Genomic DNA, 10,871 nt, shown 5'->3' with positions numbered 1-10,871 from the left:
CGGTCGTCGTAATGATGACCGGGCCGTTAAAAGTATGAAAATGCTACTTGCGGGCAGCAACTACAATACGGTCACTACCGTCCGATATGTCGAAATTCAGGTCAGTACCATTAATTGACCCCAAACGGGTTCCTGATTCATACATATCATAATTTCGACCGCTTGCTTTCCGAATCTCTATTTCGCCCAAATTGTCAGTTTGGGTTTGCCCGTTCCCACGCAACGACAGTGTTAGTGAGATGCGGGTATCGCTGGGGCGCGTTACCACAATAGTTCCAGTCACGCCTGTGTTTGCAGTTATGAACTCCTGGTTATTGACCCGAAAGCTGGTAAGATTATACGTTCCGGCCAATTCTGGTTCGGGATCATCTTTATCTCTGTTCGGCAAACAAGCAGCTACTGTAAACAGCAACAAGAATGCAATGAGGAAATTTTTCATGAGTACGTTAGATTAGATAAAAAGGAATCTCAAATAACCCCCAGAAGAGCAAGCAGGATAATACCAGCCGCCACAATACCCGCCACCATACCGCCGATAGCCATACCCCGGCCTTTGAAGCGTTCAGGTTGCCGCTTGATGCGCTGAAGACTTAACGCACCAAACACGATGGCCGCTGCGCCCAACAGGAAAGCACCTAAACTGGTAAAAATGGCTAAACCACCAGCGGCCAACGCCACAATCGCGAATGGGTCGGTGCGGGGGCCGTCGTTCTGCGGATTTGTTGGGCTGTTGTACGACTGGTTGCGTCCGCCCGAACTACTCGAACTACTCTGGGTCGGGCTGCTGTTGAACCGCTCCACTTCGCCATTCGAGTATTTGATGCTCAGCACGTCGCGTTTCGAGATCGTGTAGTCGGGGCCGTCCTGCCGGTCGCATTTTTTGTAGCGGATTTCGTTGACACCCACCTCTTTCACTTTGGCGTCGATGACGTCGCCGTTTCGCAGCACGATCTGATCGCAGCCGGGCGCGGCTGGCTTTCGGGGCATCATCCGTTTCAGGGAACTGAGCGCATTGGGCCGCCTGACCGTTGTTGGAATGGCCGGTTTGGCAGCGGGCAGAGCCGTTTCGACATCGTAAACGGAGCGGGGAGCAGTGGGGGGTACTTCGGCCAGCGAGGCTGTCAGGTCGGGCGTTGGAGCCGTTTCAACGCGCTGAGGGGTTGCTGAAGCGGGGCGTTCATAAACCGTTCGGGCGGTGGGTTGAAAATACGCTTGCGGGGCGCGGCTACAGCCTGCCAGACTAACAAGAAAAAGCAAGTAAACGAAGGACCAGGCCGACGCGCTTCGATAGAGTGTGTACATAAGTAAAGTTGGATTATAGACTCAACCGTGAATATAGGGTATAAGGGTTTTATCTGATTGTTATCTTTTACGTATGTCTCTAAACTTTGAGCGAAAGGTAAAGCCCTGATTGCCTAACTTTTGTGTGTGTTATTATTGATTATTCCGGGAATTTTGGCCGCTTCTTTGCAGATGCAACTTGAAATCCGCTATTTTCGGCGTGACAAAATCCATTGTTCAAACCCTACCGACGAGGAGTATGGCTAAACTGATTATCGTGGATGATGAGAAACCCATTCGGGCAGCTCTACGCGATATTTTAGAGTATGAAGGCTACGATGTTGACGAAGCGAAAGATGGCGAAGAAGGATTGGAGATGATTATGCAGGCCAGCTACGATGTGGCTCTCTGTGATATCCGAATGCCAAAACTCAACGGGCTGGAGTTGCTATTGCGCGCCAGCGAAGCCAGTAAAAACACGCAGTTCGTAATGATTTCGGCTTATGGCAACATCGAAAACGCCGTTGAAGCCACCAAACTGGGGGCCTTTGATTTCATCACTAAACCACCCGACCTGAATCGCCTGCTGATCACGGTTCGCAACGCCATCGAGCGTTCCAAACTGGTTCAGGAAACCAAGACACTGAAAAAACGGATCTACAAAATCAATGAAATCGTAGGCGAATCTGAGCCGATTCGGAAAGTTAAAGAAACCATTAACCGGGTAGCTCCAACCGAAGCCCGCGTACTGATTACCGGAGCCAACGGATCGGGTAAAGAAATGGTTGCCAAGCAGATACACGAAAAAGGCAGCCGCGCTACTCAGCCGCTTATCGAGGTCAACTGCGCGGCCATTCCAAGCGAACTGATCGAAAGCGAACTGTTTGGTCACGAGAAGGGAGCTTTTACGGGTGCAGCCGCCCGGCGCGTGGGCAAGTTTGAGCAGGCAGATAGTGGTACGCTGTTTCTGGATGAAATCGGCGACATGAGCCTGTCGGCCCAGGCAAAAGTGCTGCGAGCCTTGCAGGAAAACAAGATTACCCGCGTTGGGGGCGACAAAGAGATTAAGGTCAATGTGCGGGTAATTGCCGCCACCAACAAAGATCTTCGGCAGGAAATTGCCAATGGTAACTTCCGCGAAGACTTATTTCACCGCCTGAGCGTGATCGTGATTCACGTACCACCCCTCGCCGAACGTCGGCAGGATATTCCATTGCTGACCGACAAATTCCTGCACGACATTGCCACAGAGTACGGCTCACCTGTCAAAGAGTTTACAGCCGATGCGATGACCTACCTGCAATCGCTGCCCTGGACGGGTAATGTGCGCGAACTGCGCAACGTGATCGAGCGGCTGATTATCATGTGTGGCGACGAAATTACGCTCGACGATGTGAAGTTGTACGCGTAAAACTGAACCAGGATTAGCCAGGATTATCGCGATTAAACAGGATTCTACGCTGCGCTTCTTTCAAAATCGAACAAGCAGAGCGCATAAATCTTGTTTAATCGCGATAATCCTGGCTAATCCTGGTTCAGACTATCATCAGATTACACCCTCTCACATCCGAGTTATCGAAGCGGCCAATTACACTGAATTGGCCGCTTTCGTTATCGGCATACTGCCCCAAATCCTGGGTTTCGATGAAGGCGCAGGAATCTAAATTCGCCAGATCAATTACGTTGATGCCGCCAGTGCGACGAGTGCCGGGCGTGGTTTCATGGGTGTCTGTCGGCGCATCGGCATAGAGGTGAAACGGGTCGTTGATGTCGCGCAGATAGACGCGTAAGGTCGGGCTGGGCCGGAAAATGCCTGCGCCAGTGGAGTATGCCTGCGACAACAGCTCGGTCATGCCATATTCTGAATGAATGGCCGACACGCCGATTTTTTGCTGCAATAGCTGATGTACTTCTTCACGCAGCAGTTCTTTCCGGCGTCCTTTCATACCGCCGGTTTCCATTACGATCAAATTTGGATGCATCGTTAAAAACGACAAATCGCGGTTCGATTCAACCCAGTCGAGCAAACCAAACGTGACGCCGATAAGCAGCGTTCGGGGTGGATCAGGCTGCTCGGCCAACTGACGTAGCTGCCGGGTTAGTTTGTCGTGGTTATTCAGGTAAAAACCCGACAACGGAGAGCCGGATTCTTCCATAAATTGCTGAACCATGTACACTAACGACGAGTTATTTCGTTCAAGATACGATGGTAGCAGAGCCAGAATAGGCATACCGGCCAGTGAACCGTATGTTTGCCTGAAAATCTGCGTACTGACCGTCTTGTACAGGTCGGCATCGAACACGTAATGATGGCTGGGCAGTACGCCGGTTGTACCGCTGCTGGCAAAGGTTATCGTTTCGGGTTGTATAATGTCGGATGAAAAACCCGTCAGTATAGCGTGGTTTTTAAAGAAGCCAATGGGCATGAACGGCACCCGGCGCACCTCGTTGACGTGTTCGGGCCGGATGTTTAAATGCCCTACGTATGCCCGGTAAACGGGATTATGTGCAGCCTGATACCGAAATACAGCCAACGCCAGCGACTCGAATGCCGGGCGGCTGGGTGGTTGGGCAGACAGGGCCAGAATTTGCTGACGGAGCGATTGCCGCCACTGGGCAACCTCAGCCGGGAGCGTTAAGGAAGAAAACAAAGTAAAATCGAATTAGATAGCTACGAGTACAACAGTATGCAACGGCAAGTAATTCAAACGTATTGCCTCGCGCTGGCCGTTGGCCTGACGCTCTCGGGCTGTTTTAACGAACCCGACTTCGCCGACAAGCCTGAAATCGAGTTCAGAAGCATTTTTCCGTACAAAAACCTGCCGGCCCGGCCCGGTGTAGGTAGGGGCCGACGCGACTCGGTGGTAATCAGTATCGACTTCAAAGATGGCCGGGGCGATTTGGGGAATACTTTACCACTGTCAAAGGCCGATTCGGCACTGTACGCGTCGAATGGCCGATGGGGTAACTACCGCATTCAAACCTTTCGGCTTATCAACCGGCAATACGTCGAGGTTGAGCAACGAGTCAATTCATCGCTCTTCTTTCCCGATCTGGCAAAAGGGAAACCGCCCGGAGCCATTCAGGGTACGCTGGATTTTAACCAGACGTTCCTGTATGGCAGCAGTTTTCAATTACTGCCTACCAAATTCCGCATTACGATTCGCGACCGCCAGCTAAACGAAAGCAACGTGGTTGAAACCGACACGGTGTGGGTGCCGTGGCCGCGATTCTAACGCTCAGCACTCAACACAATCCGAAACGTGGTGCCCTTGCCCACCTCGGAGCTTTTCACAAACAGCCGCCCGTTGTGGTATTCCTCCACGATGCGCTTGGCGAGCGTGAGGCCCAGGCCCCAGCCCCGCTGTTTTGTGCTGAAACCGGGCGTGAATACTTTCTGAATATTCTTTTTCGAGATGCCCTTGCCTGTGTCGGTGATGTCGATAGCGACCTCCTGATGCGGCAGGGGCGTCAGGTTTAGGCGCAGTTCGCCCACGCCTTTCATGGCATCGACCGCGTTTTTGCAGATATTTTCAATCACCCACTCAAACAGTAACTTATTGATTTTCACGGTCTGATTGGCCGGTAGCTGACTCGATACGCTCATTTTTACTTTGGTCGAGATGCGCCGGGCGAGGTAATCAGTGAACTGCTGAACCACCTCGTTGAGGTTCTCGTCTTTGAGCGTCGGAATAGAGCCGATGCTGGAGAACCGGGCTGTAATGGTTTCGAGCCGACGAACGTCTTTTTCGATTTCGTCGGTGATTGACTCATCGTATTGCGCCGGGTCGGAGCGCATGTACTCGACCCACGCCATCAATGACGACATCGGTGTACCCAACTGATGCGCCGTTTCTTTTGCCAGCCCCACCCACACGCGGTTTTGCTCGGCCCGGCGCGATGAGCTGAACGCCAGATACGCCAACACGCCCAGCGCGGTCAGAATGGTTAGCAGCGCATACGGGAAATACTGAAGCTGCCGCAGCAAACTGGAGTTGTTGTAATAAACCAGCCCCCGCTCACCGTTGCCCATGTCTACAACCAACGCCTGATGCCGGTTACGCATTTCGTCAATTGTTTTGCGCAGAAACTGCTCTATTTCGGCGTCGGTCAGGTTTGACGGCACCTCAATGTTGAGTTTGCCGGCAATCTGCCCATCAGGATTGACGTAAATGGCCGGGATGGATTTGTTAGCTTCCAGAATCTCGCTCGTTACGAAATTCAGATCACCCGCATTGATACTGTTTGAGCCGAACAGATAGGCAATGCTTTTAGCATAGAGCTGAACGTAATGCTCCTCGCGATCTTCGAGTCTGCTAATGAGCCGATTCGTGTACAACAGCGACCCCGTACCCACCAGCAGCAGGTTCAGAGCTACAATAATTTTCAGAATGTTATTCTGACTATAAATGTCAAATGATTTCAGCATGGTGTGCCGTAGCCCCGTGTAGTTGAACGTTTATCAGGTTGTTAACTGACGAGCGTCATGGTTTCGACAGACAAGTAGCCCCGAATTTTGATACCAATCTGCGCCAGCCTGAATACGTGCTCGATAAATAAACGAATAATGTGGATTGATGGTGCTAAAACGAACCCGCATTTGCTCGTAAATGTTCTCTGTCAGAATAGGATTGTGGCAAGAAATCTGTTTATTATTTGGACAGATTCCAAATAAGGGCGATAGCCGGTTTTCTATAATCATGTCCGCGTAGAATGCTTTAATTTTGTAAGGCCGAAAGGCGAACAGCGCGTTTTTTAACCATGTTAGACACCTTCAAATCAATTAGTTTATCGCACAAAACGGCTCCACTGTCGGTGCGCGAATTAATTGCACTCAACGAAGATGAAGCCAAGCAATTGATGCTTCGATTGCGCGACTTCTTCGGCCTGTCCGATCTGCTCGTTGTTTCGACCTGTAACCGTACTGAAGTTTACTACGCCAGCGAACAGAACAGCAACGCCGACATTGCCCGGCTGCTGCTCATTGAAAAAGGGCTGACCGATACGGATTCGTACCTGCCTTATTTTCAGTTTTTCGATACCCACACCAAAGCCGTACAGCACCTGTTTGAGGTTTGCACGGGTCTGCACTCGCAGGTGGTGGGCGACATGCAGATTCCAAATCAGGTAAAGCAAGCCTACCAATGGTCGGCAGATTTAGACATGGCCGGGCCGTTTCTGCACCGGCTGATGCATACCATTTTCTTTACCAACAAGCGGGTAGCGCAGGAAACGTCGTTTCGTGATGGGGCCGCGTCGGTGTCGTATGCTGCCGTTGAATTGATTGATGAACTGACCGGCAACCGCCCCAACCCAAACATTCTGGTTATTGGTCTGGGCGAAATTGGTACCGACGTTTGTAAGAACCTCGCCGAGCGTGACGTGCAACATATTACCCTCTGTAATCGCACGCAAACCAAAACCGAAGCGCTTGCCCAACAGTACAATTTCCGCGTAGCTGATTTTGCCGATCTGACTCAGGAGATTCAGCGAGCCGACGTAATTATTTCGTCGGTGATGCGCGACGAGCCGCTGATTACACCTGCCCTGCTGCAAGACGTCAACGTGCTGACTTACAAGTATTTCATTGACCTCTCCGTGCCACGCTCGGTCGATGCATCGGTAGAGCAGATTCCGGGTGTGCTGGTCTACAACATAGACCACATTCGCAACCGCGCCGACGAAGCACTGAATCAGCGGCTGGCGGCTGTTCCGCAGGTCGAAGCCATTATTGCTCAGGCCGTAGCCGAATTTGGCGACTGGTCGAAGGAGATGATTGTATCGCCAACGATCAACAAGCTGAAAAACGCGCTGGAGCAGATTCGGAAAGATGAAATTGCCCGGCACCTGAAACACCTTACTCCCGATGAATCAGAGAAGGTCGATAAGATTACGCGGGGCATCATGCAGAAGATCATCAAACTGCCGGTGCTGCAATTGAAAGCCGCCTGCAAACGAGGTGAAGCCGAAACACTCATCGACGTGCTGAATGACCTGTTCGACCTCGAAAGCCAAACCGCCGACGAACCCAAACGGTAACGTATAAATTATTGTCAGTGTAAAACGCCCAAACCAGATCAGTTTGGGCGTTCTTCGTTAAGTTGCTGGCATTCTTCTCCGATAACTATGCAATCCCTCTTTCGCCTGTTCGTTTTTGCCCTGCTTATCGTTGGCCTGATTGCCTTCTGGGAACAGATTCGCGGGTTCGACGCACTGAGCCGGTTCCGGCGGGGTGACCAAACCGCGCATACTGTGGTGCTGAAAGAAATAACCACGCTGGGCAAACTCGAACTGGTAAAATATACCTTCAAAGACATCGTTGAGCATGAGCAGCTAAACCTGTTTTTACCCAACGCCAATGCTGTACTGATTGTGGAAGGCGAAGCCACCGGCTGCATCGACCTGACCCGCATTAGTGCCGCCGACATTACCGGCACTGGCGATTCGCTGACTATTCGTCTGCCCAAACCTGAACTCTGCGGCTGGAAAATCAGCCACGACCGCTCGCGGGTATATGACACCCGGTTTTCGTTTTTGAACGAAGCCCAGTTGGTGAGCGACGCGTATCGGCAGGCCGAGCGGCAAATCAGGCAGTCGGCCCTGAACAGCGGCATTCTGGCCCAGACTCGCCAAAATGCCGAACGCATCCTGCGCCCGTTGCTGGAGCGAACATCTGGCAAAAAAATTGGTATTATATTTTGAGCGTTTTTCTAATTGGGCCGACTATGAATACGAATTTGCCAATCGTTGTGAATGGAAGTTTGCTAATTGCCGAGCCGTTTTTGGGCGACAGCAATTTTGAGCGAAGCGTGGTTTTAGTGTGCGAACACAATCAGGCGGGTACGTTTGGGCTGGTCTTGAATCAACTTACCGATGTAAACGTGAGCGACGTCATCGAAGATATGCACGCCGATCTGCCGTTGTACGTAGGTGGGCCGGTTCAACAAAATACCCTGCATTTTATTCACCGCCGACCCGATTTACTCGACGAGTCGATTCAGATTCTCGACGGGTTGTACTGGAGCGGCAACTTCGATCAGGTGAAACAGGCCGTTAACCTCGGCACGCTAACCGAGCGCGACATTCGGTTTTTCATCGGCTACTCGGGTTGGGGCGAAGGACAATTAGCCAATGAACTTGAACAGAAAGCCTGGATTGTGAGTCAAACCGATGCCGATTTCCTGTTCAGTACGCCCGCCAATGCGTTCTGGCGGGGTGTGCTGAAACGCATGGGGGGCGAGTATAAGGCCATTGCACATTACCCCGTTGACCCGCGCCTGAACTAAACGGACGACATCTTAACTTTTTTTAACCAAATTTGCAGCTTAATCAGCCGTTATTAGTGTGGTTGTTCATCTACCACTCATTCCTTGTATGCATACGTCCCGAATTCTATTTTTTTTCATTTTTCTTTTCTCGTTCGCATCTGTTCGGGCACAAAGCAATAACCCCATTGGTGGGCATTTTGGATTTAAAGCAGGCGGCAGCCTAACGCGCCTGAACGTATCGGGTATCTCATCGAGTATTCCCAAACAGATGCTTCAACTGCATGGTGGCGTTATGTATCGGTATCGGTATCAGCGATTTGTGGCCCAACCCGAGGTATTGCTGACCGTTAAAGGAGCCAACCTGCAACAAACACAAATTGGCACCACCCAACGCATCAATTTCCCGACCAAATATTATTACGTCAGTGTGCCGCTGCTGCTGGGTTACATCCCAACCGAGGGGCTGACGCTTCAGGCCGGGCCAGAGTTTAGTTACGCCCTTAATGCCGGGAAAACGGGTGGCCCCGGCTCGAATAGCGACGTTGGTATTGTTGTGGGTGCTCACTACGATTTCCTGGACATGCTCGATAAATTCAGTCTGCACGTTCGGTACGTATACGGCCTGAACAATGTTTCACCTGAACCGCTGGCAACCTATCGCAACCGGAACCTACAGGTGTCGATGGTGTATAATCTGTATAAAAAGAAGAAAAAGTAGAGACGCAAGATTTTGCGTCTCTATAAAATAAAAGATTTTGCGTCTCTATAAAATAATAGCTGTTATGCTTTCAGATTTTGGCATATTGCTGTTGTTCATTCTGGCCGCGTTTGCGTTCATTGCGGTGGTGCTGTTTGTGGCGCGGCTACTGCGACCACACCGGCCTAACATAGAGAAAAACAGTACGTATGAGTCGGGCGAGGAGCCAATTGGCAATGCCAATATTCAGTTCAATCTACGGTTTTACGTGGTGGCGTTAGTATTTGTGCTGTTCGACGTCGAACTGGCCTTCCTGTTTCCGTGGGCTACGGTGTTCGGGCAGGAGCAGCTCATCCGCGAAACCGACGGGCTTTGGGGCTGGTTTGCACTCGCTGAAGCCGCTATTTTCGTAGCGATTCTGGCCTTGGGGCTGGCGTATGTCTGGGCGAAAGGCTACCTCGACTGGGTGAAACCACAACCTAAACTACCAACGGCCAACACCAACGTGCCGATGAGTTTGTACGAGCAGGTTAATCGGAAATATGCTACCCGGAAGCCTGCATGAGCTACGCTACGGGTCTGCTGCTGTTGCTGGTGTGTGCCTATGAAACGCACGCGCAGTTGCTGACGGGTAACCGCTATCAGGCAAGGGTCGTTACCGAAGACCGGTATCGGGTTCAGGGCATATTAACCAACGTTACGGCTACTCATGTGCATATTGACGACGAACAAGTGCCATTGGTAACGGTTCGCAAAATCATCATCCGGCGGGCCAACCGGCGGGGGGCCGCGCTCAACGGTGCAATCATTGGCGGGCTGACAACGGGCTTCTTATCTATTAGGTCGAATCAGAAAAGTCGGTTTCAAAGTCCGATTCTGTTTGGGTTGAGCCTGACCATGACTGCAGCGATAGGGGCTGGTGCCGGTGCATTGGCCGGTTATGCCATCGGGCCGATCAACAGGCGGGTTATCCGACCGATTGTAGCCGCTCCCAACGAGGTGGCTGAGAATTTGCGTCGGCAACTCGACCCATTCACCAGCCGGTCTCAACAAGACGTACTGAACCGAGTTCAGCCGTGATGTGTTTTGTTGGCATACCCGCACGTATTTATTTACCCAATGAATCTGACTCCTCCAACTGAAAAATCGGGCGATGCGAGCGTGCTGCTGATGCGCTCGGAAGAACTCCTGAACTGGTCGCGCGAGAAGTCGCTGTGGCCTATGAGTTTTGGACTGGCCTGCTGCGCCATTGAGATGATGCAAACATTCGCAGCCAACTACGACCTCGAACGCTTCGGCGTATTTCCACGCCCGTCGCCCCGGCAATCCGACATCATGATTGTGTCGGGTACGGTAACGTACAAAATGGCCGACCGCATCCGGCGGCTTTACGAGCAGATGGCCGAGCCGCGCTACGTGATTTCGATGGGGTCATGCTCCAACTGTGGTGGCCCTTACTGGCAACATGGCTACCACGTCGTTAAGGGTGTCGACCGAATTATTCCGGTTGATGTGTACGTGCCGGGTTGCCCGCCCCGCCCCGAAGCACTAATCGATGGTTTTCTTAAATTGCAGGAGAAAATCCGAACAGAACACCCACTGGCGCAGAAAATCTGACGCTGTGT

Annotated in this window: 13 protein-coding genes; 9 read left to right on the top strand and 4 right to left on the bottom strand. The window is 51.6% G+C overall.

From position 1 onward, the window contains the following. Positions 1–43: 43 nt before the first annotated feature. Both AWR27_RS01420 and AWR27_RS25020 read right to left on the bottom strand, forming a co-directional pair. Positions 44–439 carry a hypothetical protein gene (locus tag AWR27_RS01420; RefSeq protein WP_077129547.1) on the bottom strand — a complete coding sequence of 132 codons (396 nt, stop codon included), beginning with the start codon at positions 437–439 and terminating at the stop codon, positions 44–46. 29 nt (positions 440–468) lie between these two features. Then, entirely contained in the window at positions 469–1,302 is an 834-nt protein-coding gene (locus AWR27_RS25020; RefSeq protein WP_083732719.1) for a DUF4190 domain-containing protein, read from the bottom strand. Between the two features lie 238 nt (positions 1,303–1,540). Here AWR27_RS25020 and AWR27_RS01410 point away from each other — a divergent pair, with 238 nt between their 5' ends. Next, positions 1,541–2,692: a sigma-54-dependent transcriptional regulator gene (locus tag AWR27_RS01410; protein ID WP_077129546.1), complete on the top strand. Its 1,152-nt coding sequence runs from the start codon at positions 1,541–1,543 to the stop codon at positions 2,690–2,692. Positions 2,693–2,816: 124 nt separating this feature from the next. Here AWR27_RS01410 and AWR27_RS01405 read toward each other — a convergent pair whose 3' ends face one another. Then, complete coding sequence (locus AWR27_RS01405; RefSeq protein ID WP_077129545.1) at positions 2,817–3,932, bottom strand: acyl transferase; 1,116 nt, start codon at positions 3,930–3,932, stop codon at positions 2,817–2,819. Between the two features lie 36 nt (positions 3,933–3,968). On the opposite strand from AWR27_RS01405, the gene AWR27_RS01400 reads away from it, so the two are divergent. Further along, complete coding sequence (locus tag AWR27_RS01400; protein ID WP_077129544.1) at positions 3,969–4,517, top strand: hypothetical protein; 549 nt, start codon at positions 3,969–3,971, stop codon at positions 4,515–4,517. Here the strand turns inward: AWR27_RS01400 and AWR27_RS01395 are convergent. Further along, a complete protein-coding gene (locus tag AWR27_RS01395) occupies positions 4,514–5,710 on the bottom strand; it encodes a sensor histidine kinase (protein WP_077129543.1) in 1,197 nt (398 codons plus the stop codon). The two genes, AWR27_RS01400 and AWR27_RS01395, sit on opposite strands and share 4 nt — an antisense overlap. A gap of 332 nt (positions 5,711–6,042) precedes the next feature. On the opposite strand from AWR27_RS01395, the gene hemA reads away from it, so the two are divergent. The 7 genes from hemA to AWR27_RS01360 all read left to right on the top strand — a co-directional run bounded on the left by hemA (position 6,043) and on the right by AWR27_RS01360 (position 10,863). Further along, on the top strand, positions 6,043–7,320 hold the full coding sequence (gene hemA, locus AWR27_RS01390) for a glutamyl-tRNA reductase (RefSeq protein ID WP_077129542.1): 1,278 nt from the start codon (positions 6,043–6,045) through the stop codon (positions 7,318–7,320). A gap of 87 nt (positions 7,321–7,407) precedes the next feature. Next, positions 7,408–7,983: a DUF4230 domain-containing protein gene (locus AWR27_RS01385; protein ID WP_077129541.1), complete on the top strand. Its 576-nt coding sequence runs from the start codon at positions 7,408–7,410 to the stop codon at positions 7,981–7,983. Positions 7,984–8,006: 23 nt separating this feature from the next. After that, the gene (locus tag AWR27_RS01380; RefSeq protein ID WP_077133728.1) at positions 8,007–8,567 is read left to right on the top strand and encodes a YqgE/AlgH family protein; all 561 of its coding nucleotides are present in this window, start codon (positions 8,007–8,009) and stop codon (positions 8,565–8,567) included. A gap of 88 nt (positions 8,568–8,655) precedes the next feature. Next, complete coding sequence (locus tag AWR27_RS01375) at positions 8,656–9,267, top strand: porin family protein (protein WP_077129540.1); 612 nt, start codon at positions 8,656–8,658, stop codon at positions 9,265–9,267. Between the two features lie 64 nt (positions 9,268–9,331). Next, positions 9,332–9,811, top strand: a complete 480-nt coding sequence (locus AWR27_RS01370; RefSeq protein ID WP_077129539.1) for an NADH-quinone oxidoreductase subunit A — start codon at positions 9,332–9,334, stop codon at positions 9,809–9,811. Beyond that, complete coding sequence (locus AWR27_RS01365) at positions 9,808–10,326, top strand: hypothetical protein (protein WP_077129538.1); 519 nt, start codon at positions 9,808–9,810, stop codon at positions 10,324–10,326. Before AWR27_RS01370 ends, AWR27_RS01365 begins: the two co-directional genes overlap by 4 nt. A 39-nt stretch (positions 10,327–10,365) precedes the next feature. Then, complete coding sequence (locus AWR27_RS01360) at positions 10,366–10,863, top strand: NADH-quinone oxidoreductase subunit B (RefSeq protein ID WP_077133727.1); 498 nt, start codon at positions 10,366–10,368, stop codon at positions 10,861–10,863. The last annotated feature ends 8 nt before the right edge of the window (positions 10,864–10,871 follow it).

This window comes from Spirosoma montaniterrae, from assembly GCF_001988955.1.
In the GTDB taxonomy this organism is placed as follows: domain Bacteria; phylum Bacteroidota; class Bacteroidia; order Cytophagales; family Spirosomataceae; genus Spirosoma; species Spirosoma montaniterrae.
This window is presented reverse-complemented; position numbering and strand designations above follow the sequence as displayed.